Raw genomic sequence first — 24851 nt, 5'->3', positions numbered from 1 at the left:
CTCGGGGGTGCTGAAGATGCGACTATTACAGAAACTGGAGTTGTCCGCTGGCTTCATCGCGGGGAGTGTTCTGCTCGCCAGCATGGCAGGTCTTGGCGGAGCACAACAGCGGTGTCGCTGCGCCGGATTATAGCCGTCTGCTGAATCTGGTGGCAGACGCGACGTCAGCGGCCGCTCCGGGCAGGTGGGCTGCGTCATCGCGCCGAAACATTGGCGGCGTAGTCTGCCGGCTGTCCTTCTCACTGCCCACACGAGCCCAAGCCAATGAGCGATCACCTCAGCAAACAGTTCGATCTGGAACTTGAACACATTCGCACGCGCATCCTGCAGATGGGTGGCCTGGTCGAAAATCAGGTGCAGGCGGCGATCGATGCCTTCAGTAGCGGCAACCTGGAGGCGATGCAGCAGGTGATCGACAGGGACCGCGAAGTGGACGCCAACGAGGTTGGCATCGACGAGGACTGTACGCTGTTGATTGCTCGCCGGCAGCCGACGGCACGCGATCTGCGCCTGGTGATGGCCGTCTCACGAATTGTCACCGACCTCGAGCGGGTCGGCGACAAGGCAGCGAAAATCGCCAACATGTCGCGCAAGTTGCATCAGGTCGGTAACCAGCGTATCCCGCGCCTGTCCGATATCCGGCATTGCGGCCGCCTGGCCACCGACATGTTGCAGAGCGCCCTCGATTCGCTGGCGCGGATGGATATCGCCGCGGCACAGCAGGTCATCGGTGCGGACAAGGCGATCGATGCCGCGTTCAACGCGATCCTGAGGCAGTTGATCACTTACATGATGGAGGACCCGCGGACGATCAGCGAGGCACTTGACATCATCTGGATTGCCAAGGCCATCGAACGGGTCGGCGATCACGCGGCGAACATCGCCGAAAACGTGATCTACATCGTCAGCGGTGTAGACGTTCGGCATAGCGGGGCAGCGCGCAAGGTGGCGAGCGAGTGATGATGCGCACGAAGCCCAGTTTGCCGCAGGTTCTTGTCGTCGAGGACGACAAGGGAATTCAGGAATTGCTGCGCTTTACGCTGCTGCGCGGTGGCTATGAGCCGCTCTGCGCAGACAGCGCCGAGCAAGCCGAGACCTTGTTGCGCGAGACGCTGCCGGCGCTCGCGCTGATCGACTGGATGCTGCCCGGGAAGTCGGGTCTGGCGCTGATTGGCCGGCTGCGCGGCGAGGCTCGCACGCGCGGCCTGCCGGTCATCCTGCTCACCGCGCGTGGTGAGGAACCGGACCGCGTTGCCGGGCTCGAAGGCGGTGCCGACGATTACATCGTCAAGCCCTTCAGTCCGAAAGAGCTTCTGGCTCGCGTGCAGGCAGTGCTGCGGCGTTGCGCTCCGGAGTTCGTCAAGGGGACCCTGCAAGCCGGTCCGATTGAGCTCGATACCGTCAGTCACGCGGCAAGTGTCGATGGCCAGCGAATCAGCCTGACGCCGACCGAGTTCCGGCTGCTGCGCTTTCTGATGGCCAACCCTGGCCGTGTTTACACGCGTCAGCAGTTGCTCGACAACGTCTGGGGCGATCACGTCTATATCGAAGACCGTACGGTGGACATTCACATTCGCCGCCTGCGCGTTGCGCTTGGAGCTGCGGCCGAGTCGATGGTGGAAACCGTTCGCGGTGCCGGTTATAAACTCGGCTCTCGGTCCGGGTCGAACCCGATGGCCTCATGACCCGGCGTGGGTCGTGGTTTGCGAGGTTTCTACTCACCGCTCTCCTGCCGATTCTTTGCCTCGCCTTGCTGGCCTGGATCAGCCAGGGTGCAGCGTGGGCCTGGGCGGTTGCAGCGCTCGGCTTCGCCGTGCTGGCTTTCGTGCACGCCAGGCAGTTGGTGGCGCTACTCGCGTGGCTGGACGCTCCCGGGAAGCGCGCGTTTCCGCAGGCCGCTGGCGCCTGGGGCGAAGTCCTGCGCAAGCTCTCGGAAAGGCTGCGTGACGATACGCGCGGTCGCCAGGAAATCGAGGCGACGTTGCACTCATTCCGCGGTGCCATGGACGCCGTCCCCGACGGTCTGGTGATTCTCGACGCCAGCCATCGCATCCACTGGAGCAATCGCGCCGCCGGCGCGCATCTGGGAATTCACTGGCCGCGCGATAGCGGCGTGATCATCGAGCACCTGGTCCGTACGCCGGGCTTCGCCGAGTACCTGGCCAGTCCGGAGGTGCACGGCCCCTTTGTCCTGCAGGCGCCGGCGGCCCGGACGCGCATCTACACCATCCGGGTCGTTCCCCTCGGTGATGCCAACAAGCTGCTGGTCAGCCTGGACGTGACCGATGCCCGGCGCGTCGAATCGATGCGCAGCACCTTCGTGGCCAACGTTTCTCACGAATTGCGCACGCCATTGACCGTGGTCCGTGGTTTTCTCGAGTATTTTACCGACGACGGGGTGGTAGATAGTGAGCAGCGCCAGCAGTTCGCGCGCCTGATGAGTGATCAGACCGCACGCATGTTGACACTGGTCGACGACCTGTTGACCCTCTCACGGCTGGAAGCGGAGGACGCGCCGGCGAGCGAAGAGGATGTCGATATGGCGAATCTTCTCGCGCAACTGCAAGCCGAAGGGAAAAGTCTCAGTGACGGTCGCCATCGTCTGGACGTGACTTGCCGGGGACCGGCCTTGCGCGGCAACCGCAAGGAGCTGCACAGCGCTTTTGGCAACCTGGTTTCCAATGCCATTCGCTATACGCCGGCGGGTGGCGAGATCGCTATCGAATGGGCCATGCACGAGGGGGTGGGCGTTTTTTCGGTTCGCGATTCCGGTGTCGGTGTGGCGGCCGAACACCTGCCACGTCTGACGGAGCGCTTTTACCGCGTCGATAGAGGTCGCTCGCGCGACACCGGCGGCACGGGTCTGGGCCTGGCGATCGTCAAGCATATCCTCTTGCGCCATCAGGCGAGCTTGAGCATCGACTCGGAAGTCGGGGCCGGCAGCACCTTTCGCGCCGCCTTCCCGGACTGGCGCTTGCCAGCGGCAAAGTGAGGCCGGGCTCGAGGCGACGCCTTGCTCCCGTCCCGGCGTCGTCGCGGTGTGCCTGGATCAGCCCTCGCCTGGAAAATCGGCCGGCCACCCTTGCGTCGGGTCTTGGTCGTGGCGGTTGAAAGGTTCCTCGTCAGGGAATTCGGGCGCCAGAACTGCCGGCTCGAATGGTTGCGGCTCGGCCGTCGCTGCGCCGAGACCGAGCTCGATCTGATCAGCGAGTTGCTTGATGCCGGCTAGCACTCCCGTTTCCGGATCGTCGACCAGCTGCTGCCACATCTCCGCCTGTGCCGCATCCAGAGTCTCGCGCAGTTGTGCTTCCAGCACCGGCTTCTCCTGCGCGTGGGCGATAGCGCCAACGCCGGCGGCGCCCAGCGAGATGACCATCCCGGCGACACCGCCGACGGCCGCCGCGGCAGCGCTGGCGCCACCGCTGATCGCCATCTGGTCAATGAGCTTTCTTGCGGCGCGTTCGGCGATTGGCGATATCCGCGCCGCCACGGGCCCGGCGGCGAGGCGGGAACGCGCCTCGTGCAGGCGCTCCAGCAAGCTTGCATAGGCCGGCAGCCGGTCAGCTGGCTGGCTATGCAGCAGCTCATAGAGCGAAGCGTCCGGCGCGGCGGGTGTCGCGGCAGCAATGGCCGGAATGCCCTGCAGTCTGCGCTCGAATTGGGCCCTTGGTACGCCATGGCGCCGCGGCATACCCTGCAGTTGCTCGGCGAGGAGCTTGACGTACAGGTTGGTCGCCTGTTCGGTGACCACGTCGGGGTCGATCTCCTCGGACGCCGGCTCGAGGACCCGCTCGGCGTATTCCTCCTGCAAATACGCGGCCAGGCGTCGTACACTTGCATCGTTGCCATCGCCATCGCTGCCCCCGTCCCCCATTTTGTACCAGGCGACTTTGATCGACAGCCATTGCTGGGTCCAATAGCCCGTGTACCAGGGAATAAAGTCCTCTTCGCCGAGCTCGCGCACTCGGCGCATCCATCCGTCCATCAAGCCGCGCGCATAGTTCTCGGCCGACTCCCAGGCCGCCAGCGACGCGGCGGCAATGTCGTCATCAACCTGCTGCCAGGTGCTTGCGGATACATGGAGCGCAGGAGCCCGCTCGGGCGGCGGTTCGGGAGTTGCGCAGCCGAGCACGGAGAGCAGCAATGCGACGACCAGTGAACGGGCCGTCAGGAGCAGGGTTCTGCAGTATGAAATCGACACGTTGTGCCTGACCACCTTTGCGCACGTCGGAACGGGTGCTTTCACACCGGCCGTCACCGATGCAATTATAGTGGGCGAGCACAGTGCGCCTGGCTCCGAATTCCCGAGTGGCGGGAACCGGCGGCGGCCGGGCCTGCCGCGGGGCTGCCTTACCACAAGGACAGACTATGAACACGCTTCGTCTACTGGTTGCTCTGTGCGGCCTGTTTGTTTTGCCAGCGGTTCAGGCTGCCGACGACCTGAAGGCGTTTCCCGCGGCGGAGCAGGGGATGGTTCGCCATGTCCTGCAGCTCCCGCCGCAGGGAGAGGAAGAGGAGGCCGATCTGAAGATCGAACTGGTCGTCGGCAGAACGCTTGAGGTCGATGCGCACAATCGCTACTTCTTCAGTGGCCAGATCGCCAAAGAAACCATCAGCGGCTGGGGATTTCCGCGCTTCATCGTCAGTCCGTTGGGGCCACTGGCGGGCACCTTGATGGCCATCGATGCCGATACGCCGAAAGTCAGGCGCTTCGTCGCACTCGGTGGCGAGCCCTATCTCATGCGCTACAACAGTCGCCTGCCGATCGTCGTTTATGCGCCGGAAGGCGTCGAAGTCCGTTATCGACTGTGGCGCGCCAGCCCCGGGACAAGGGTGATCGACCGGGAGTGAGCAGGCGCGGCGGGCGAGCGGTCATCCAACCCACGGGAAACGTCCTTTCCCGAGTGTGAACCTTCCCTGAACCTTCCCGATCCGTCGCGCTCGAGCGTCTTCTACTTGCCGGTCGGCGTGCGTCAGGAGCTCTTTGCCTCGGCGGCGTGTCGGCTACTTAGCCAGGCAGAGAAGTCAGCGCCAAGTTCGGGGTGTGTTTCGCCGAGCACGACGCTGGCTTGCATCAGGCCGAGCTTGCTGCCGCAGTCGTAACGCGTGCCGTGGTAGCGATAAGCGAGCACCTGCTCGGTGTTGAGCAGCGCGGCGATGCCATCGGTGAGCTGAATTTCGCCGCCAGCGCCGCGCGGCTGCTGGCGAATCAGGTCAAAGACCGCCGGCGTCAGGACGTAGCGCCCGGCTACCGCCAGATTCGAGGGGGCGACGTTTGGCTGGGGCTTCTCGACCAGACCACTGATTTCCACCAGATCTGCTCCCATTGCCTGGCCCTTGACGATCCCGTAGCGGTGCGTCTGGTTTCTCGGTACCTCCTGCACGGCCAGGATGCTGCACTGGTGCACGGCGAACAGTTCGGTCATCTGTTGCATGATCGGGGGTTCGCCGATCATCAGGTCGTCGGCGAGCAGGACGGCAAAGGGTTCGCCGCGAACCAGACGCTCGGCGCACAGCACCGCATGGCCGAGACCCAGCGCCCGCGGCTGGCGCACGTAGACGCAGTCCATGTCGTCGGGTTTGATCGAGTGCACCAGCGCCATCAGCTCGTCCTTGCCGCCGCTGGCGAGTTCTGCTTCCAGCTCGTAGGCAGTGTCGAAGTGGTCCTCGATGGCCCGCTTGTTGCGACCGGTGACGAAGATCATCTCGCGAATCCCGGCGGCGTAGGCTTCTTCCACCGCGTACTGGATCAGCGGTTTGTCCACCACCGCGAGCATTTCCTTGGGGCTGGCCTTGGTCGCTGGCAGGAAGCGAGTGCCCAGCCCGGCGACCGGGAAGACTGCTTTCTGAACCAGTAAGTTGTTGTTCTTGGGAGTCATCGGGGTTTCCAGATTGAGTGGTTTGGCTGGGCCGTTGCGCCGTAATGCTGTTTTCCCGGTCTTTGCGCCGTCCTTGCCGGCAGCTCTCAACCCGTCGACGATACGCCAATTGTGCCGATCATGGCTTCGATCAGGTGTGATTTTATCCTCGGCGAGGAGCAACCGTCCCCTGGCTTGATCGACAAAGCCCTCGCTACCTGGGTCAGCTTCCGAAAACGGCGGCCCGATCGGCGGTCCACGCCATGCCACCGATTATGGCCATTGCCGAAACAATCACGAGCAGCACGCAAGTCGCGAAGTAGAGCCTCGGGCGAGTTTCGCGGTCGGCTATCGCCAGGATGTGCAGGGCGCCCCAGGTGACCGCCAGGCCAACGAGCAGCGGGATGCCAAGAACCTGCCACTCGACGCTGTTCAGCGAGAGCATGCGGCTCTCTCGCCACGGCACCGCGAGAAACATGCCGAAAGTCCAGAACAGCGCAAGGCTGCCCGTGGCGCAGAGTAGCGCGACGCTGCGGGTGATCCAATTTTCCATTCGGGTTCCTTGCGGGTCATTTGCCGTGCTGCCGGCGTTTCGGTCCGCGAAAGCGGGGTCGTCGCAACGCCGGATCACGGTTTCATCAGGACTGCGCATTGGCTTGACGGTCAATAGATGAAGCGGTCGCGCAGGTCGTCGAGATTCAGCTCGTGCAGGATCTCTTCAAGTCGCGTGCCGGCGTTGCCGCGTGCCTGGCCGGTATGCCTGGCGATGATCAGCTCGTTCTTCAGCGAGTGTTCCCAGCCGACGAGTTCGGTGACCGTTAACTGGTAGCCGCGCGCTTCGAGTTGCAGGCAGCGCAGGGCGTTGGTCAGCTGGCTGCCGAATTCTCGCGTGTGTATCGGATGACGCCAGATTTCCGACAGCGGTGTCTTGGCGAAGGACTCGTTCTTCTTGCCGCGCAGCTGTGCGGCGACTTCCGCCTGACAGCAGGGGACAAGAACAATGAACCGCGCCTGTTTCTCGAAAGCGAAGCGAATGGCGTCATCGGTGGCGGTGTCGCAGGCGTGTAGCGCGGTGACGATGTCGATTCTCTCGGGCAGGGCTGGGGAATCGATGGCGTTTTCGACGCACAGGTTGAGGAAAGACATGCGCGTGAAGCCGAGTCGCTGGGCCAGCTGGCGTGAGCGATCGACCAGTTCCGGTCGCGCTTCGACGCCGTAGATGTGGCCGTCGTGCCGGGCCTTGAAGAACAGGTCGTAGAGGATGAATCCGAGGTACGACTTGCCGGCGCCGTGGTCGGCAAGGGTCAGGCTGCTGTCGGAGGCGACGAGTTCGGCGAGCAGTGGCTCGATGAAGTGGAACAGGTGGTGGACCTGCTTGAGCTTGCGGCGGCTGTCCTGGTTCAGCTTGCCGTCGCGGGTCAGCAGGTGCAGTTTCTTGAGCAGTTCGATCGACTGCCCGGGCCTGATTTCGGGGGGCGGCGGCAAGTTTGTCCTGAGCTGGGTTGACGAGAAACCAGCATTCTAGCGCCCTTGGCTGCTGGCGTGGCAGCCGCACAAATGGCAGGAGGGCGGCAGAACGGTGGCCGAAGCGCGGCAGGAACGGTCAAGCGGTGGGATAATGGCCGCTCTTTCAGTCAGTCTTTGGATCTTGCATGGCCATCCAGTGGTTTCCCGGACACATGAACTCGGCGCGCAAGAAGGCGGCGGAGACGATGGCGTCAATCGACGTGGTCATCGAGCTGCTTGATGCACGTATGCCAGAGGCGAGCACCAATCCGCTGGTCCGTGAACTTCGCGTGCACCGTCAGCGTCCCTGTCTGAAGGTGCTCAACAAGGCCGACCTCGCTGATCCGGCGGTGACCGGGGCGTGGATCGACCATTACAACCGGCAGGAGGGTGTGCGCGCCGTCGCGCTGTCGTGCCGCAAGCCCGGAGACGCAACGCGCCTGCCGACGCTGTGCCAGACGCTGGCACCGCATCGCAACGACAACGTCAAGCCGCTGCGGATGTTGATCATGGGCATTCCCAACGTCGGCAAGTCGACACTGATGAATGTTCTCTTCAAGCGCAAGATTGCCAAGGTCGGTGACGAACCCGCGGTCACTCGCCAGCAACAGACCTCGCAGCTGGACGTTCGTCACTCGATTACCGATATGCCGGGGCTGATGTGGGCGAAGATCGACTATCCGAGCGATGGTCTGATGCTCGCTGCCGGCAATGCGATCGGTCGCAATGCAATGATCGATGAAGAAGTGGCGAGCTTCCTCGCCGGCCTGCTGCTGGCGCGCTACCCGGCGCTGCTGGCCAGGCGCTACGGTTTGCCGAGCGCTGAACTCGCCATGCTCGATGCGGCGGACGTGATCGAGCGGATTGCCGTGCGGCGCGGTCTGCGCCTGCGCGGCGGTGGCGCCGATCTCGAAAAAGCGGCGAAGGTGTTGCTGCAGGATTATCGCGACGGCATACTGGGGCGGGTGAGCCTGGAGACGCCGGCAACGCGGCGGCTGATGCTGGCCAGTCAAGCGCCGCTGGATGCTTCCCGGCCGGCGGCCGCGGAGGAGCCGGTGTCCGCTCCCCTGCGCCAGGAAAATTCGCCGTCGAGCCCGCCTGGCGACACTGCGCCGTAGGCCTCGCGCGACATCCTCTTCAGCGCGATCGTCGCTGTCGGCGCTCACCATCCATGTTGCATTTTCTTCCCGCCCCACTGCTTGGCCTGATCGCTTCCTTGCTACTCGGACTCAACACCCTCGTCTGGGTGCCGATCCTGGTCTCCTTGGCGGTCGTCAAATTGCTCCTGCCGTTCAAGGTGCTGCGTCTGCGCCTGGATCCGCTTCTGGTGCACATTGCAGAGGCGTGGATCGCCGGCAACAGCGGCTGGATGCGCCTCACGCAGAAAACGGTCTGGGACGTCGAGGGGGGCGACGGACTCGACCGGCGCGGCTAGTATCTGGTCAATTGCAATCATCAGTCATGGGTCGATATTCTCGTGCTGCAGCACCTGCTGACCGGGCGTATTCCACTGCTCAAGTTCTTTCTCAAGCGGCAGTTGCTATGGGTGCCGGTGATCGGTCTGGCATGGTGGGCTCTCGATTTTCCGTTCATGCGCCGGCACAGTGAGCAGTCACTGGAGAAGCATCCGGAGTTGCGTGGCCGGGACCAGGAGGCGACGCGCAGGGCGTGCGCCAGGTTTGCGCTGATTCCGACCAGTGTCATGAATTTCTGCGAGGGGACGCGCTTCACCCCGGCCAAGCGGCGGCGGCAGCAGTCGCCGTACCGTCACCTGCTGCGACCGAAGGCCGGTGGCATCGCGCTGGCCCTGAACGTGATGGGCGACAAGTTCCAGGCCATCCTCGACGTGACCATTGTTTATCCCGACGGGGCGCCGGATTTCTGGGCGTTTCTGTGCGGGCGCGTGGGTTGCGTGCGTGTGCGGGTGCGTCGCCTGCCGGTGCCAAGGCATCTGGCGAAAGCCGATTACGCCAGTGACCCGGCGGTGCGTGAGGCGTTCCAGCAGTGGCTACAGCAAATCTGGCGGGAGAAGGATGCGCAGATCGACGCGCTGCTGGCGAAGCGATCGCGTTGAGCCGTTGCCGAGCGCTTGCCTGTTGCCAGCGAGCGAGGCGGTCAAGGCACTGCCAAACAAGTGCCCTGCTAGCAGGCGCCGTCAGGTAGCGCCGGCACAAGCAGGAAATAGTTCGTTTGGTCGCCCCTTGCCGGTGCTTTGTGCCTTGCCTGCCAGGCAAGTGATGGCATAATTGCCGGGCAATGCCCATTCCTCTCATCAAGCTGTTTAGAAGGCAGGTTTTATGTCCATGTCACTAGGCCGGGTAATCGCCGTTGTTTCGCAGAAAGGCGGTGCCGGAAAGACGACGGTTGCCATGCAACTGGGCGGCGGCTTTCATGCGCTCGGCGCTTCAGTGTTGCTGGTTGACCTCGATCCTCAGGAGAGTGCGTTTCGCTGGGCGGAATCCGCCCCCTTGCTGGACTCGGATCTGCAACTCGATGTGCGCAAGATGTCCGGGCTCGAACTGATCAAGCACGTCGGCGAGTTGCAGCGGGAGGCCGATTACGTGATCCTCGACACGCCGCCGTCGATCTACCATCCCTCGACGCTGGCGGCGCTGGCGGTGGCGCATCTGGCGGTGATCCCGGCGGTGCCCAGCCCGACCGATCTATGGTCTACGCTGGCCGTCGAGCGACTGATCCTGACACGCATGGAGCAGAGCCATCGTCTGCACGGATGCATCGTGCCGAACCGCGTGCAGAACACCGCGCTGGCGACGGATGTGCTTGAACTTTTGCACGAATTTACCTTGCCGATTCTCGATGCTATGCTCTGCCAGCGTAATGCCTATGCGCAAAGTGCGGTGATCGGTGCATCCGTTTTTCAGCTGGGATCTGGAGCTGACGCCGCGCAGGAAGAAGTGCGCAAGCTGATTGCCGCCGTTCTTAAACAATTGGGAGAAAATTGATGACAACATCCTCACGCACCAGCAGCAACAAAAGCGCTTTGCGCGCCAGCCTGAAGAAGGAAGACGATTCCCTGGCCGGTCGCCTGGCGGGGGCTGATGCTCCCCTGGAGGCCACGATTCCGGCCACTGCAGCCGAGTCCGAACTGGCCACGGGCGCCGCTGCCATCACTGCTCCCAGCGCAGCACCGGCGCGGCGGGCATCGGCACGGCCGGCGGCGGCGAAAGCGCCTGCTGCCAGGACGGCTGCGACGACCAGAAAAGCGCCTGTGCAGGCGCCAGAGGTCGAGCCAGCCGCAGCACCAAAGGCAAGACCGGCGAGCAGGAAAGCCGCCGCTACTGGCGCCGAGCCACGAACGAAGGCTGCCAAGCCGGTGGCGGGGACCGTCGAGATGCTCGAGAAGGTGGCCAAGCAGAAGCGCGACAAGCTGGTCAGCTACTCGGTCAAGCTATTGAAGAGTGAGGAAGCCGCGATCGAAACCTTGCGCGACGAGTTGTCCAGGGTTGCCGGTTGGGCGGCGACCAAGTCTGATATTCTGCGCGCCGGCATTCAGGTCTTCGCGGAGCAGAAGCTGGAGCAAATGCAGGCCTTGCTCGGGTCACTGGCTACACCGGTGAAAGCTGGCAAGAAGGACAAGAAGGACAAGAAGGACAAGAAGAAAAAGAAGCGCTGAAAGAGACGCGCTGACTTGCAAGAAAAAGCGGTGAGTGCTCACCGCTTTTTTTTGTCGATGTCAGGCGCGCAGCCGTCGTAGGGCGGCGACGGTTTGACAATTCATGAGCGAGTGGCAGGACGATGATGGAACGTTTCGTAGTCGGTAAAGATGAAAAGCGTCGGCGTTGGACCAATGCCGGGTGGGGTGCGTTGTTCAGCGCTGCCATGGTCGTGGCGGTCCTTGTCGGTCACCAGCAAGATCCCGAACGTTACAGCAGTTTTCTCTTCTGGTCGGTTGCCTCAATCGTGACGACGCTGAATCTGGCCAACCTGATCTTCCTCTTGCGTTATCTGCGCGCGATCGGCGATCACTGCCTGGAAGTGCTGCCTGGCAAGCTTAGATTTCTGACCGCAGGGAAATGCTCCGAGCTGGAGTTCGAGCAGGTGACGGCACTGCGCTTGTTCCGGCGCCGAGGAGAACTGCGGCACATTCAGCTGCTCCTCAAGAACAACCGCGGAATCCGCCTTGAGGGCTACCAGGATCTGCCACGCCTGGCACAGTGTCTGCAGGATGCGCTTCCTGGCAAACAGATGTCCTGACGAAGTCGGCGCGGCGGCCGGCTCAGGACGCTCGCCAACTTTCGGCAAGGCACTCCTCCTGCGAGACCTTGCGACACCGCCATTTCGCGCGCGCTCCACCCGCGTGCTGCGAGCGGCCGCGAACGGGCCGGCAGAGGCGCTTAACCCTCCCGTGATGGTCGCCTGAGCGCCAATATGCTGCGTTCGGTGGTTGTCTGCTGGCTGGTCGACATGGCCTGCCGTCAAGCCGCCGCGCTGCGCTACGCATCGAAAAAAATTTCGCAATTGCAGGCATTTGCGTCCAAAAAATCTCTTGACACCCTCCCTTTCTGATGCCTTTAGGACTACAATTTGACCCGGATCGAGATGCGCAAAAAGGCGCTGCACGGGCGGCTTGAAGGCCTGTGCGCGCGGAAAAAAAATAACAGAGGTTTGTAGTTTTTCTTGTTTTTTTACCAACCATACCGGAGGACAAATGTTATCCACCAATCCGATTGCGGCCTTGTTCGGCAAGTCGCCTTTCAAGCCCATGCAACAACACATGCGCATCGTCTGCGAGTGCGTGGCGGAAGTGCCGGGAATGTTCAACGCCGTAATTGCACAGGACGCGGCGCAGGTCGAAGCGCAGAAGGACAAGATCTTCGTCAAGGAGGGTGAGGCAGACGCGCTGAAGAACGACCTTCGCGACCATCTGCCGAAGAGCATGCTGTTGGCGGTTGACCGGCGCGACCTGCTGGAACTGCTGGCGATGCAGGATTCGATTGCCGATACCGCTCAGGATATCGCTGGCCTGCTGGTCGAACGCAATATGGAAGTTCCGCCGGACATGGCCGAGCCGCTGATGCGATTCGTGAACCGTTGCGTCGAGACCTGCGAGCAGGCGCACAAGGTCATCGAGGAGCTTGACGAACTCCTGGAAACGGGCTTTCGCGGCCGTGACGTCGACCGGGTCAACGCGATGGTTCTCGAGCTGGGCCAGATGGAAAGCGATACCGATCTGATGGGCATTGCGCTCAGCGGTGTCCTTTTCGCTCAGGAAGACAATATCAAACCGGTGTCGGTGATGTTCTGGTACCAGCTGATCCAGTGGGTTGGCAATCTCGCCGACAACGCCGAGAAGGTCGGTGATCGCCTCCGTCTGCTGATCGCTCGCTGATCATCGAACGCCGAGCGCGTGCGCAAGCCGTCCAGTCAGACCATCCTTTCCGATGCGGGAATTCGGTTCGCCTGGTCAACTAGCAAACTCTACAGTTAAGGTTATTCAATGGAAATTATTGAGCAGCATCAGACTATCTTCTTAATCATGGCCTTCGGTTTCGGCCTCTACATGACCTGGGGTATCGGCGCCAACGACGTCGCCAACGCCATGGGCACCTCGGTCGGTTCCGGCGCCCTGACCGTCAAGCAGGCAATCATCGTCGCCGCAATCATGGAGTTCGCTGGCGCCTATCTGGCCGGGGGCGGAGTCGCGTCGACGATTTCGAAGGGAATCATCGACGGCAAGGCCTTCGAGCCGGTGCCGGAATTGCTGGTCATGGGCATGTTGTCGGCCCTGCTGGCCGCCGGTATCTGGCTGATGGTGGCCACGATGCGTGGTTGGCCGGTGTCCACCACGCATACCATCATCGGTGCCGTCGTCGGCGTTGGCGTCGCGGCAATTGGCATGGACGCCGTGCAATGGGACAAAATGGGCGAGATCGTCGCCAGCTGGTTCGTTTCGCCGGTGCTCGGTGGCTTTTTCGCCCTGCTGCTGACGCTCAGCATCCGCAAGCTGATCCTCAACACCGACGACCCGATCAGCCAGGCTCGCAAGTGGGGCCCGTTCTATGCGTTCCTGGTTGGCTGGCTGGTCTCGCTGGTGACCATCACCAAAGGCCTCAAGCACATCAAGATCAATCTCACTGACGTCGAGGGGCAGATCCTCGCGCTGGTCATCGGTGTTGCACTGGCCATCATCGCCAAGTTCATGATGAACCGCATCAAGACCGACGAACGTGCGGACAAGGACTTCCACTACGCGAGCGTCGAGAAACTGTTCATCCCGCTGATGGTGTTTACCGGTGCGGCAATGGCCTTCGCCCACGGTTCGAACGACGTCGCCAACGGTATCGGCCCGATGGCCGCCGTGGTTCAGCTGATCGAGACCAAAGCCGTATCGGCGAAGTCGGCGGTGACGCCGTTCATGCTGTTCATCGGCGGTATCGGCATCGTCATCGGCCTGGCGACCTACGGCTACAAGGTGATGGCCACCATCGGCAACAAGATCACCGAACTGACGCCGACGCGCGGTTATTGCGCGACCATCGCCGCTTCGTTCGTGGTCGTGCTGGCTTCGGGCCTTGGCCTGCCGGTGTCGACCACCCATATCGCGGTGGGTGCAGTGATGGGGGTGGGCCTGGCGCGTGGAATCGGCGCCCTCGACCTGCGCGTCATCGGCGGCATCATTCTCTCTTGGTTCATCACCGTGCCCGTCGGGGCGATCCTGGCGGCGCTCATTTTCTACATCATGAGGGCTGTTTTCAGCTAGGCTAACGACGCAACCCTCCAGGCGGCGCTTCCTTTCCTTTGGGGCGCCGCCTGTTCGTTTGTCCATCGGGAAGCTTGTCTCCTTCCACTCCTTACCCTAGCCTTTCGAGCTCTGATCGATGCCGGATCTGCCTACCCAGCCCGTAGAGTCATTGCAGCGCTTGAAAGGAATCGAATTTCCAGGCGATGTCCGCTTTCGCCAGATTCTGGTGACCGGTCCGCCCGGCGCTGGCAAGAGCACCATGATTCGACGTCTCGGTGGCTGGTCCGAAGAGGGCTATCTGGACATCAGTCGGAAGTACTGGTGGCGATCGGAAATGCTTTCCGTGCGCCCGCGTGAGATTCATCTGGGACTGCCGATGCTCGGCATGGCCGACGCGGTGTCGGTATACGATCCAGCGTTTCTCGACTGCGATCCCTTGCCATCGGTCGACCTTGCCCGCATAGCGCTGCCGCCCCGGCAGCTCTTCTTCCTTTCCGTCGACTGGTATCGACGCTATGTCTTCGATTTTCTGCTGCCACCGCCAGAACTGGTATTCGAGAGACGCAGCGCGCGCGCGCGCCATCACACGCATCCGGTGGACGCTCAGCTGAGCCTAGCGATCTGCACAGCGCAAATCGAGGCCTTTCGCCAAGTTGCCGAGCATCTTCATCGGAAGGGCTTCAATGTCTACGTGCGCGAGGCGATCGATAGCACACCGCAGCGCTTTGTCGATCCTTCCGGGGTCGCTGCCGCGGCGATTCCCCGCCGCCGCCGATTCACTTTTGCCAATGTCCTTGCTCGTCTGAAAGCCTTCTCGGCGCGATTGGGCTTTGGCGTCGGTCGTCACCTCCGCTTGCACGGCGCCTATCGCCTGGGGGATAGCAAAGTTCGCGTGACGCTCGGCGGTTTGCCGATCGAAATTACCCTTGGTCTCGACGACAAGCGCCTTCGACTCTACCCCGAGACACGCATCAACGACTTGGGAGAGGCAGTCAAGGTCGGCAGTTTCGTCGTCGTCGACCCCGCCACCCATCTCCGCCAGATCGGTGGGTTTCTGCGGTTGAGCCCCAAGAACTGGCTGGTCCTGGGTTCCGACGACCGCATCCAGCAGGCGATATTCGACTATCCAGAGGCTGTTGATGGGCATCATCTGGCCTTGATCCATGGCCGTGACGGCCTGGTGTTCCGCAACCTCAGTGACGCCGGTACGACCATTGCGCCGATCGTCGAACAGCCCAAGGTGATCCGCCTGAAGCGCTTGCGGCGACTGCGCAAGCGTAGCAGGCTGGTAGACCAGGGCATCCCCATAGCGCCCATGCTGGACAAGGCCAGGGCGCTGCGGATGAACAGATTGCAGCGGCTGCGCAAGATCTTCGGCGGGCCGATAAGGCTCGTGCCCAGGGACCAAGCGCTGGCGCTTATCGAAAAGGTCAATCGGCTGATGCACAACGAGGTCTATCGGCCCAGGGACGATCGAGGCCTGCCCGGCGGATTGCTCGTGCTGCCGCGCGAGTTGATCCCGATTGTGCTTGCAGACATGCATGCGCAGGTCGATAACCTGCTCACCGTTCTGACCCAGAACGCCTTCCTCGAAGCGCTGGAGGATGGAACCGCTGCCCTGATAATTCTCGGCGACGCTGTTCATTGCGAGGTCGATGGGCAACTGCGGGCGATGGAAAGCTCGATGATCCTGATGGACCTCATCTTTCGCCTCAAGCTGCGTTTTCCGGAACAGGTGTTTTATATCCGCGGCAACCATGATTCGTTCTCGGAGGAACTGGCCAAGGAGGGAGTTCCGCAGGGTCTGCTGTGGGCGAGGGAGCTCAGCGAGCTGCGCGGAGCGGTCTATCAAAGGGCCATGGGTGACTTTTACCGTCTGCTGCCCTATGTGGTCATGTCTCCCGATTTCCTCGCCTGCCACGCCGCTGCGCCAAAGACCAAGGTCAGCAAGAAAATGCTCGTGCAGATCTACCAGCGACCCGAACTCGTCCTCGAACTGATCAACAACCGCCTGCAACGGGCCAATCGACCGCAAGGCTACAGCCGACGCGACGTCAAGCGCTTCCGCAAGAACCTGAGCCTTGACCGGGAGACTCCCTTTATCGTTGGCCATACGCCAATCGACCGCGAGGACACGCTGTGGCTGAACGTCGATGGCATTGACAATCACCATGTTCTGTTCAGTGCCAATCCCAGTCAGGTCGGCGTATTCACCCGCGTCGGTGAGACGATGGTGCCATTGACCTACCCGGTGGACGAGTTGACGCCGATTCTGAACGCCATGGTATTCAGAAGGACAGCCGACGCCACCGAGGCCACCGCCGGTCCTGGCGGGCCGGAGGAAGAAGCGGCAGCGAAGGAGCCAGCTGCCAGAAGGTTGCGGCAAGGTGCGTAGCCCATCCGGCCTGCTGCTTTGGGCGGCCTTTCGTGCCCTGAACGGGCCGCCGCCTATTCAGCATCCGGGCCTATGGAAACAAGGGAGCCACGCTTGGAACATCGCCTAGCCGAACTGGAAGTGCGGCTCAGCCTCACCGAAGATCTGGTCGAGGCGCTGAACCTGACTGTCTATCGACAGCAGCAACAGATTGATCTATTACAGCAGCAGTTGCGCCACCTTTACCGGTGCCTGCAGGAACCTTCGCCGGCTGTCGAAAAGCGCAGTCCGCACGACGAAATCCCACCGCACTACTAATCGGCGGGAAGCTGTACAGGCTGCCCTCAGGAGTCAGAGGCTTGCCTGTCGCTTCCGTTTTTCCGCCAGGTAAGCTCTCGTGAGAAGTGGCTGCGGCGGTCCTGGCCATTGCCCAAAGCTCCCTCTGCCTGCCGTGACCGCTTTCTTGTTGATTCGTGTCAACCGCTACCCCGGGCGAGCGTTATGCGCTGCATGGGCGGGAAGCAAGAACAAACCTTCGACACAGGAGAGAACAAAATGGGTAGCGTGAGCAACGAGTCTTTTGACCAGTTCCTGGATTCACTGAAAGAAGCTGGGGTTGAAATCAGCAACGAGCGCGAACTGCGGGAGCGCTTGGCAGAAGCTCAGCGCTGGCGTTTTGCTTTCGCCACACTGGCCGCCAACGGCCGTCAGTTGGGGATTCGTTTTCAAGACGCCAGTAGTGGCGTCAGCGATGCCGACATCCACCGTGCTTTCGCCCGCTTCGAATTCCCGGCAAAGCTGGAGAACTCCTTTGCTGCGAGCCTTCGGGCCGACCACTAGACGCTAGGAACTCGCCTCGGCCCAAGCCGTTAGGGCTGCCCAATGATCTCCGGGCAAGCCGAGTGCGACGATGGAAAAGACCCGCCTCGTGGCAGGTTTTCTTCGCCTCCTGTTCGCCCTGCCGATGTGGCGCTGCTGTACACGTTGGTTGGTGTTGGACGATCGCCGTAGTGTGAGTCATAATGCTGCAATGAACGAATCACCTCCCCAGGATCCGCGTCGCCGGCTCCGCGAGCTACTCTCCATCCCCGAGCGCGATCGCAGCGACCCGCAATGGGATGAAATCATAGAGCTCGAAATTACTCTGGCTCCGGGTAACCGTGAGTCCGATCGGAATTCGGACCGCATGCCAGGGCAACCGGAGAAGCGTCAGAACACCTCCGGGCCTGGTCGTCGACCGGATCAACGCAAGACCGGCCCACGTCCGGCCGGGCCTCCTCGCCAGCAGGATCAGCGGCAGCCTGCTGCGAGGGCTGAAACTGCCTCCCCGGATGGGGGGGCGGCTGACGGGCGCTCGCCCGACTCCAGGGCGCCCGCCAAGCGACATGGCCGGCGGCCCAGGCGGCCGCCCGAGGCGCCCAGCGACGGCTGATACCTGTCGCGACCGCTTGCCTGGCCGCGGAGGCGCCGAGGCGGGCGCGACGTGTGCCGCCCGCAGTGCGAAAAATGTCGGCTGAGAAGCGGCACGAGAAGCGGCACGGGAAGCGCTGTCAGCCGCGCGACGGGAGGGACGCGCCCACACCCGCAGGCAGAGCCGGCAAGCGTCGAAGCCGGCGGCGGTGAATCAGCTGCCGATCTCCGCATGCAGCCACAGGCATTTGCCTTTGCTGGCTTCGTCAAGGTCGGCCAGTGCCTGCTGGTGTTCAGCGACTTCTTCGTCGCTGGCGCGCCTGACGATCTGGGCTTTACGCCGACCCGAGGCGGGCATCGGGCGGGCAGCTTCCATCCGTTTGGCGCTGTCATCGCCGAGATCCATGATCAGGCTTTCCTGGCCTCGGGTCATCGCCAGATAGACCTCGGCGAGAATCTCGGCGTCGAGAAGGGCGCCGTGCAGCGTACGGTGCGAGTTGTCGACGCCGTAGCGGTCGCAGAGCGCGTTGAGGTTGTTCTTTTTGCCGGGGTGCAGATCCTTGGCCAGTCGCAGGGTGTCGCAGACCGCGTGACAGACCGTGTCCAGTGGCGCCATGTCCAGTCGGGCCAGTTCGGCGTTCAGAAAGCCAAGGTCGAAAGCGGCATTGTGGATGACCAGTTCGGCACCGCGCACGAAATCGAGAAACTCACCGGCAACGTCGGCAAAATGCGGCTTGTCGAGCAGGAACTCACGGCTGATACCGTGCACTGCCAGTGCGCCAGCGTCGATTTCCCGCTCGGGATTCAGGTAGCGGTGGAAATGGTGATGGGTCAGGCGTCGATGGTACATCTCGACGCCAGCGATTTCGATGATGCGGTGGCCAAGCCTGTGTTCCAGGCCGGTGGTTTCTGTGTCGAGAAAGATTTGGCGCATGGGCGTTGTCCAATGACGGCGAAAGCTTGCGTTGTCGCGGATTCTTCGGTATCGGGGGCCCGGGTGGGCAGTGCCGGTGGCTCAGGAGGCCCTGGCGCGTAGTTCGTCCATGCCGCGATTGGCGAGCGCGTCGGCGCGTTCGTTGCCGACATGCCCGGCATGTCCCTTGACCCAGAACCACTTGATGTCGTGCTGGCCGGCGAGTTCGTCGAGACGTTGCCAGAGGTCGGCGTTTTTCACCGGTTTCTTGTCCGACGTGCGCCAGCCATTGCGCTTCCAGTTGTGAATCCAGGCGCTGATTCCTTTTTGCACGTACTGCGAATCCGTATGCAGATGCACCGTTGCGGGTCTGGTAAGCGCCTCAAGGGCGCAAATGGCGGCCGTCAGTTCCATGCGGTTGTTGGTCGTATTGCTCTCGCCACCCCACAGTTCCTTCTCTCGGACGCCGGTCTGCAGAACTGCGCCCCAGCCGCCCGGCCCGGGATTGCCACGGCAGCCGCCGTCGGCGTGGATGATAACCACCTGCTGATCATTCATGTCTTGCTGCTTCCTTCTTGGTGACCACCGACAGAGCCTTGCGCGGAGTGGCCCGTTGCTTCCAGTTGGGCATGATCAGGCGCATGCTATGCACCCGCTTGACCGCGCGCAGTACGTAGACGCCGCCGGCGAAGCTCCACCAGCGCTGGCCGCTGGCTTCCAGGAAGTGCCAGCGTTTGAGCCAGCGCTCATTTCGGAACGGCGGCGCGTAGCAACCGAAACGGCTGCTCTCGGCCTCGAAGCCGAGCAGCTGCAGCCAGTCCTTGAGGCGCGCCAGCGACAGGTAGCGACCGTTCCAGGGAAAATGCTGCGGGCAGTTGGGGAGCCGGCGACGCAGGCCCCAGATCGAGATCGGATTGAAACCGGCAATGATCACTTCGCCCTCGGGAATCAGAACCCGTTCCACCTCGCGCAGAATTCCGTGCGGGTCGTCGTGGAACTCAAGGACATGGGTCATGACCACCAGATCGATACTGTGCGCAGCAAAGGGCAGTTGGCGCAGGTCGCAGACGACGTCGACCTGGCCCGAGTCGTGCGCCAGCTGGCGGAGGGGAATGCGGTTTTGCGCGAGCAGATCGAATTGCGGCAGTCCCAGCTGAAGCGCATGGTAGCCGAAGACGTCGGCCACCATCTTGTCGAGGGTGGCCTGCTCCCAGGCCATGACGTACTGTCCCTGCGGCGTTTGAAGCCAGGCGTCGAGGCCAGCAATTGACATTTTCCGCAATTCTTCCAAAATTGAGCGATGTTCGACGTCATCCGCATTCCAGCCTTCAAGGATAACTACATCTGGTTGTTGCGCAAAGGCGCATCAGCCGCCGTGGTTGATCCCGGCGATGCGCGCCCGGTGCTCGAGGCGCTTGAGCGCGAGGGTCTGTCGCTGACGAGCATTCTGGTTACCCACCACCACGCCGATCATCAGGGTGGGGTGGCGCGTCTCCTGGCGCACTACCCGGCCGAGGTCTTCGCGCCGGCAGCGGAATCGATTGCCGGCACAAGCAGGCCCTTGCACGGCGGAGAAACGATTCGCCCGGCCTTCTGCGACGAGGAGTTTCAGGTCATCGCCGTTCCCGGGCATACCCTTGGGCACATCGCCTATTATGCGGCAGGCTGCCTGTTCTGTGGCGATACCCTGTTTGCCGGCGGTTGTGGGCGTTTGTTCGAGGGCAGCGCAGGGCAACTGTTCGCCTCGCTGTCCCGGCTGGCCAGCTTGCCCGAGCAGACGGCCGTCTACTGCGCACATGAATATACAGAGGCGAATCTGCGTTTCGCGCTGGCGGTAGAGCCAGGCAATCGCCGTCTGCAAAGCCGGGTCAATGACGTCGCCGTGGCGCGGGCCAAGGGCTGGGCGACGGTGCCGTCGACGATTGGGCTGGAAAAGGCAAGCAATCCGTTTCTGCGCTGTGGTGAGCCGGAAGTGGCGGCATCGGCGCGGCGCCGCGTCCCCGAGGCTGTCGATGAGGTCGCCGTGTTTGCCGCGCTGCGCGAGTGGAAGAACGGCTTCTGAGTTTTCCTTCAGGGGGTTTCCGGGTCGCTGTTGTGCCTGTCCGGTATGGCTTTTCCCGCTGCCGGCCAGGCCAGCCTGAGCGTGTCGAGTACCTTGCCAACCTTGTACGGCTTGATGATGAAGCCGCTGGCGCCGCCCTGAATCGATTCGCGAACATTGGCGACACTCGGTGTTCCGCTGACCATGATGACGACGATCTGCGGGTGCATGGCCTTGATCGCCTGCAAGGCTTCGAGGCCGCCCATCTCGGGCATGACGACATCCATGAAGATAATGTCGGGTCGCAGTCGCTCGGCGAGTTCGAGCGCGCCGATGCCGTCCCGGGCCTCACCAACGACCTCGTAGCCATTGCTGCGCAGAATGCTGCGCAGCAATGCTCGCGTCAGCTCGTGGTCGTCGACGATCAGTACTTTCGGGCCTGCTGACGCCACTGCGTTACTCGCGCTCACGCCCTTGTCCCAGGTCTTGCCCAGGCGTCGTTCAGGAAAGATGTCGCCGTCGCTCTGGCGCTGGCCGCGTGGCGAGTGCGGGAAGCCTGCCTTCGTGCTAAATTCGCCCTTCTCCCAGCCAGCTTGCGGCCTGCTGCCATGCCTGAAAACACCGATCCTGCGAAGGCGAATGCCTCCACCGCCCTGACAAAATACGGGCTACGCGCTGCGCTTGCGTTGCTGGTTTTCAGCGTGCTCGGCTTTCTCGTTCTGCCGCTGGTCGTCAAAGCGGTCCTCGTGGAGCAACTTGCGCAGGTCTTGCAGCGGCCGGTGGCCGTCGACGGAGTGAGAATAAACCCCTATACGCTGTCGCTGCAAGTGAGCCGATTGGCCGTTCAGGAAAAGGGCGGTGGCGAGATCGTGGCGGGCTTCGACAGCCTGGATCTGAATGCCGAGTGGAGTTCGTTGTGGCACGGTGGACCGGTGATCAGCGAGCTGAATCTGGTCGCTCCGGCGTTCAGGGTCGTGCGCCAGCCCGACGGGAGATTCAATTTCTCCGATCTGATCGACGAGTTGGCGGCGAAGCCCGAATCAGACGATCCGCTACCGCGTTTCTCGCTGAACAACATTCGCATCTCTGGCGGAAGAATAGAATTCGACGACCGGATGCTGGCCGAAAAGCACCTGGTCAGCGACCTCAATGTCGGCCTGCCTTTCATCTCCAGCCTGCCACAGGCGATCGAGATATTTGTCGAGCCCACTTTTTCGGCTTCCCTTGATGGTTCGCCGCTGCTTTTCGAGGGCAAGAGCAAGCCCTTCGACCCGTCGCTGGAAAGCCAGCTGACGCTCGACCTTAGCGAAGTGCCGTTGGCCAGGTACGTCAATTACCTGCCGCTGCACCTGCCGATCGAAGTTGTTTCCGGCACCCTTGACAGCGCGCTGACGCTGGCCTTCCAGCGTCAGGACGCGGACCAGTCGATCTTGGCCATCGCGGGCAGGGTCGCGCTCAAGGATGTCGTCGTGAAAGACAAGGGCGGTTCGCCATTGCTTTCTCTGCGCCGCCTGGAGGTGGTTCTCGACGCGCTTGATCCGCTTAACGGTAAGTTTGCCATCGAACGTGTGTCGCTCGAGCAGCCGGAACTCCATGCACGGGTCAGCCCGCAGGGCACGATCAACTGGGTCGACTTCTTCAGCAAGGAGCTGGCGGCCGGCGGCACGCCTGCGGTGGAAGAAAAAGGCGCCGCCGGATCCGTGCCTGTCGAGTGGTCGCTCGCCGAGGCGAGCATCACTGGCGGTGCGCTCCGCTGGCTCGACGAGTCGCACGGCAAGCCGTTCAATGCCCGCGTCGACGGGCTGACGGTCGAGCTGAAAAAACTCGCCAGCAGGAGCCGCGTGCCGGCAGAGTTCGACCTGGCCTTTCGCCTCGACGCCGATCAGTGGGTGAAGGTCGACGCCTTCGCGGTCAAGGGCGGCAGGCTCGATCTGGCTAAGCGTGCAGTGCTCATCGATGAGGTGGCGGTGCGTGATGCCAGGCTGCTGATTCGGCGCGCCAAAGATGGTCGCGTCGAGTTCGTCGAGCCGCCTTCCCTGCGCGCCGTCGAGGCAGCGCAGGATGATTCGTCGGCGCCGTGGACGCTGACGGTCGCCAGATACCGCGGTGAGAACCTCGGCCTGCGCTTCGAAGACCACGGGGTATCGCCAGCGGTGACGCACACGGTCGAGGAGATGAGCGTCGAGGCCGAGAATCTGTCGACCGAGCCGGGCACGGCGGTCAAGCTGGCCACGCGCTTCAAGCTCAACGGCAAGGGCGCGGTCGAGGTCGGCGCCAGTGGCACGCTACTCCCTCTCGACACTGACCTCAAGCTGCTGGTCAGGAATCTCGAGCTCCTGCCGTTGCAACCCTATTTCACTGAGCAGCTGAATGTCGAGCTGAAGCGCGGCCACGTGGCCCTGGACGGCAATCTACGTCTGCGCCAGGAGGCCAGCGGTGGCGCGGCTGTCGGCAAGTTGGGCGGGGGATTTTCCGGGAAGCTGGCGGTCGCCGACTTTTCGGCAGTCGACAAGACCAACGCGGCCGATTTTCTGAAGTGGGGGTCGCTCTCCTTCGGCCGTCTCGACTTGACCCTGAATCCGGATTCGCTGTCCATCGGCGAGGTGGCGCTGGCCGACTTCTTCGCACGGATAATCATCAATCCCGAGGGCAAGCTGAATCTGCTGCAGATTGTCCGGCGGCCTGCCTCGCCGCCCGAGGCCGTGGTGCCCAAGACTGGCGAGCAGACGTCCGGCGCTGGCGCCGCGGAAGGCAAGGCGGTGGCGCCGGTGGCCAGTGGCGAGCAGCCGCGGTTTCCGGTGAAGGTGGGAAAAATCACCTTGCAGGGTGGGGACATCAAGTTCAGTGACCACTTCATAAAGCCGAACTACTCGGCCGACCTGAAAAAGATCGGCGGTGCGATCAGCGGGCTTTCATCGGCTGCCGACAGCGTTGCGACGCTCGACCTGCGCGGGAACTACGACGATATCGCCCCGCTCAAGATCGCCGGGCAACTCAATCCCTTGATCGCCACGCCCTATCTGGATATCCAGGCCGACGTCAAAGGTATCGAGATGACTGCGCTGTCGCCATACTCCGGCAAGTATGCTGGCTATGCCATCGACAAGGGAAAGATGTCGCTCTTCGTCAAGTACAAGATCGAGAAGAACCAGCTGACTGCCGAGAACCGCATATTTCTCGATCAGCTGACTTTCGGCGAAGCGGTCGACAGCGCCGAGGCGACCAAATTGCCGGTGACCCTCGCCGTTGCTCTGCTCAAGAACCGCAAGGGCGAGATCGACATCAATCTCCCGGTCGCGGGATCGCTTGACGACCCGCAGTTCAATATTGGCGGCCTGCTTGGCGAGTTGGTCGGCAGCCTCCTGGTCAAGGCCGTCACTTCGCCGTTTGCGCTGCTGGGGTCGATGTTTGGCGGCGGTGAGGAGTTGTCGAACGTCGAGTTCGCTTCCGGCATGGCGGCGATCAGCCCGTCGGCGCAGCAGCGTCTTGACGCCCTGGCCAAGGCCTTGCTCGATCGGCCGGCACTCAAGCTCGACATTGAAGGACATGCCGATCCGGTAGGGGATTCCGAGGGATTGAAACGTTATCGCCTGCAAGAGAAGTTGCAGACTCTGAAAGCCGGAGGGCGCAGCGGCGGCGACAGTGCCGCGCCCGCGACGGTCGTCGTTGACAGCAAGGAGTATTCCGAGTTGCTTGAGCGCGTCTACCGCGCCGAGGATTTCGAGAAGCCGCGCAACATGGTCGGGATGGTGAAGGGGCTGCCGGTCGACGAAATGGAGAAGCTGATTCTCGCCAACACGGTGATCGATGAGCAGGACCTGCGCGATCTCGCCGATCGACGGGCAACAGCCGTGCGTGACGCGCTGCTCGCGCAGAACGTACCGGCGGACCGGGTGTTCCTGCGCCCCGTGCAAGTCGCCAAGCGGAGCGGCAAGGCGGAGGGCAAGTCCGATGGAAAGCCCGATTTGCCCGGGCAGGGCGAGGGAAACCGGGTTGTCTTTTCCCTGCGCTAGCGGCGGCCGCGTTGCGCCGGCCGATCTCGCCCG

The 24851-nt window shown here is 62.5% G+C and carries 23 protein-coding genes and 1 pseudogene; 16 read left to right on the top strand and 8 right to left on the bottom strand.

The genetic code is table 11. The features are described from left to right. Window positions 1-264 precede the first annotated feature (264 nt). From phoU to phoR, 3 genes are read left to right on the top strand one after another with little or no spacing between them, the layout of a single operon-like run. Window positions 265-960: a phosphate signaling complex protein PhoU gene (phoU, locus tag QZ634_RS08085; RefSeq protein ID WP_291987082.1), complete on the top strand. Its 696-nt coding sequence runs from the start codon at window positions 265-267 to the stop codon at window positions 958-960. 2 nt (window positions 961-962) lie between these two features. Continuing rightward, window positions 963-1685: a phosphate regulon transcriptional regulator PhoB gene (phoB, locus tag QZ634_RS08080; protein ID WP_291988086.1), complete on the top strand. Its 723-nt coding sequence runs from the start codon at window positions 963-965 to the stop codon at window positions 1683-1685. Continuing rightward, window positions 1682-2992, top strand: a complete 1311-nt coding sequence (phoR, locus tag QZ634_RS08075) for a phosphate regulon sensor histidine kinase PhoR (protein ID WP_291987081.1) — start codon at window positions 1682-1684, stop codon at window positions 2990-2992. Before phoB ends, phoR begins: the two co-directional genes overlap by 4 nt. Window positions 2993-3049: 57 nt before the next feature. On the opposite strand, the gene QZ634_RS08070 is transcribed toward phoR, so the two are convergent. Beyond that, window positions 3050-4246, bottom strand: a complete 1197-nt coding sequence (locus tag QZ634_RS08070; RefSeq protein ID WP_291987080.1) for a hypothetical protein — start codon at window positions 4244-4246, stop codon at window positions 3050-3052. Window positions 4247-4368: 122 nt separating this feature from the next. Here QZ634_RS08070 and QZ634_RS08065 point away from each other — a divergent pair, with 122 nt between their 5' ends. Continuing rightward, window positions 4369-4851 carry an ecotin family protein gene (locus QZ634_RS08065; protein WP_291987079.1) on the top strand — a complete coding sequence of 161 codons (483 nt, stop codon included), beginning with the start codon at window positions 4369-4371 and terminating at the stop codon, window positions 4849-4851. A 122-nt stretch (window positions 4852-4973) separates the two neighbouring features. Here the strand turns inward: QZ634_RS08065 and galU are convergent, their stop codons facing one another. The 3 genes from galU to QZ634_RS08050 form a co-directional block, all read right to left on the bottom strand. After that, complete coding sequence (gene galU / locus QZ634_RS08060; protein ID WP_291987078.1) at window positions 4974-5879, bottom strand: UTP--glucose-1-phosphate uridylyltransferase GalU; 906 nt, start codon at window positions 5877-5879, stop codon at window positions 4974-4976. 202 nt (window positions 5880-6081) lie between these two features. Continuing rightward, window positions 6082-6411, bottom strand: a complete 330-nt coding sequence (locus QZ634_RS08055) for a hypothetical protein (protein ID WP_291987077.1) — start codon at window positions 6409-6411, stop codon at window positions 6082-6084. A gap of 110 nt (window positions 6412-6521) precedes the next feature. Further along, on the bottom strand, window positions 6522-7343 hold the full coding sequence (locus tag QZ634_RS08050; protein ID WP_291987076.1) for an SAM-dependent methyltransferase: 822 nt from the start codon (window positions 7341-7343) through the stop codon (window positions 6522-6524). A gap of 167 nt (window positions 7344-7510) precedes the next feature. On the opposite strand from QZ634_RS08050, the gene ylqF reads away from it, so the two are divergent. From ylqF to QZ634_RS08000, 10 genes and pseudogenes are all read left to right on the top strand, one after another. Next, window positions 7511-8482, top strand: coding sequence for a ribosome biogenesis GTPase YlqF (gene ylqF, locus QZ634_RS08045; protein ID WP_291987075.1), 972 nt, complete (start codon window positions 7511-7513; stop codon window positions 8480-8482). A 53-nt stretch (window positions 8483-8535) separates the two neighbouring features. Continuing rightward, a pseudogene (locus QZ634_RS08040) lies at window positions 8536-9438 on the top strand (acyltransferase). 223 nt (window positions 9439-9661) lie between these two features. Continuing rightward, window positions 9662-10327 carry an AAA family ATPase gene (locus QZ634_RS08035; protein WP_366145366.1) on the top strand — a complete coding sequence of 222 codons (666 nt, stop codon included), beginning with the start codon at window positions 9662-9664 and terminating at the stop codon, window positions 10325-10327. Continuing rightward, complete coding sequence (locus QZ634_RS08030; protein WP_291987074.1) at window positions 10327-10998, top strand: hypothetical protein; 672 nt, start codon at window positions 10327-10329, stop codon at window positions 10996-10998. Before QZ634_RS08035 ends, QZ634_RS08030 begins: the two co-directional genes overlap by 1 nt. A gap of 122 nt (window positions 10999-11120) precedes the next feature. Beyond that, window positions 11121-11579, top strand: a complete 459-nt coding sequence (locus QZ634_RS08025; RefSeq protein ID WP_291987073.1) for a hypothetical protein — start codon at window positions 11121-11123, stop codon at window positions 11577-11579. Between the two features lie 454 nt (window positions 11580-12033). Next, window positions 12034-12714 (top strand): TIGR00153 family protein, encoded by a 681-nt coding sequence (locus QZ634_RS08020; protein WP_043563556.1) that lies wholly within the window; start codon window positions 12034-12036, stop codon window positions 12712-12714. A gap of 108 nt (window positions 12715-12822) precedes the next feature. After that, complete coding sequence (locus tag QZ634_RS08015; protein ID WP_291987072.1) at window positions 12823-14085, top strand: inorganic phosphate transporter; 1263 nt, start codon at window positions 12823-12825, stop codon at window positions 14083-14085. A gap of 160 nt (window positions 14086-14245) precedes the next feature. Next, window positions 14246-16462, top strand: coding sequence for a metallophosphoesterase (locus QZ634_RS08010; protein WP_291987071.1), 2217 nt, complete (start codon window positions 14246-14248; stop codon window positions 16460-16462). Window positions 16463-16555: 93 nt separating this feature from the next. Next, entirely contained in the window at window positions 16556-16759 is a 204-nt protein-coding gene (locus tag QZ634_RS08005; RefSeq protein ID WP_291987070.1) for a SlyX family protein, read from the top strand. Window positions 16760-16996: 237 nt separating this feature from the next. Beyond that, complete coding sequence (locus QZ634_RS08000; protein ID WP_291987069.1) at window positions 16997-17281, top strand: hypothetical protein; 285 nt, start codon at window positions 16997-16999, stop codon at window positions 17279-17281. A 784-nt stretch (window positions 17282-18065) separates the two neighbouring features. On the opposite strand, the gene dnaQ is transcribed toward QZ634_RS08000, so the two are convergent. The 3 genes from dnaQ to QZ634_RS07985 form a co-directional block, all read right to left on the bottom strand. Continuing rightward, window positions 18066-18785, bottom strand: a complete 720-nt coding sequence (dnaQ, locus tag QZ634_RS07995; RefSeq protein WP_291987068.1) for a DNA polymerase III subunit epsilon — start codon at window positions 18783-18785, stop codon at window positions 18066-18068. 81 nt (window positions 18786-18866) lie between these two features. Continuing rightward, window positions 18867-19322 carry a ribonuclease HI gene (rnhA, locus tag QZ634_RS07990; RefSeq protein WP_291987067.1) on the bottom strand — a complete coding sequence of 152 codons (456 nt, stop codon included), beginning with the start codon at window positions 19320-19322 and terminating at the stop codon, window positions 18867-18869. Next, window positions 19315-20037, bottom strand: coding sequence for a class I SAM-dependent methyltransferase (locus QZ634_RS07985; RefSeq protein ID WP_291987066.1), 723 nt, complete (start codon window positions 20035-20037; stop codon window positions 19315-19317). Before QZ634_RS07985 ends, rnhA begins: the two co-directional genes overlap by 8 nt. Window positions 20038-20064: 27 nt before the next feature. Between QZ634_RS07985 and gloB the strand changes: the two genes are divergently transcribed. Further along, a complete protein-coding gene (gene gloB, locus QZ634_RS07980; RefSeq protein ID WP_291987065.1) occupies window positions 20065-20826 on the top strand; it encodes a hydroxyacylglutathione hydrolase in 762 nt (253 codons plus the stop codon). Window positions 20827-20834: 8 nt separating this feature from the next. Here gloB and QZ634_RS07975 read toward each other — a convergent pair whose 3' ends face one another. Then, window positions 20835-21275, bottom strand: a complete 441-nt coding sequence (locus QZ634_RS07975) for a response regulator (RefSeq protein WP_291987064.1) — start codon at window positions 21273-21275, stop codon at window positions 20835-20837. A gap of 138 nt (window positions 21276-21413) precedes the next feature. Between QZ634_RS07975 and QZ634_RS07970 the strand changes: the two genes are divergently transcribed. Next, window positions 21414-24818, top strand: coding sequence for a DUF748 domain-containing protein (locus QZ634_RS07970; RefSeq protein ID WP_291987063.1), 3405 nt, complete (start codon window positions 21414-21416; stop codon window positions 24816-24818). Window positions 24819-24851 lie beyond the last annotated feature (33 nt).

This window comes from Candidatus Accumulibacter sp. ACC007 (assembly GCF_907163205.1).
GTDB lineage: Bacteria > Pseudomonadota > Gammaproteobacteria > Burkholderiales > Rhodocyclaceae > Accumulibacter > Accumulibacter regalis.
This window is presented reverse-complemented; position numbering and strand designations above follow the sequence as displayed.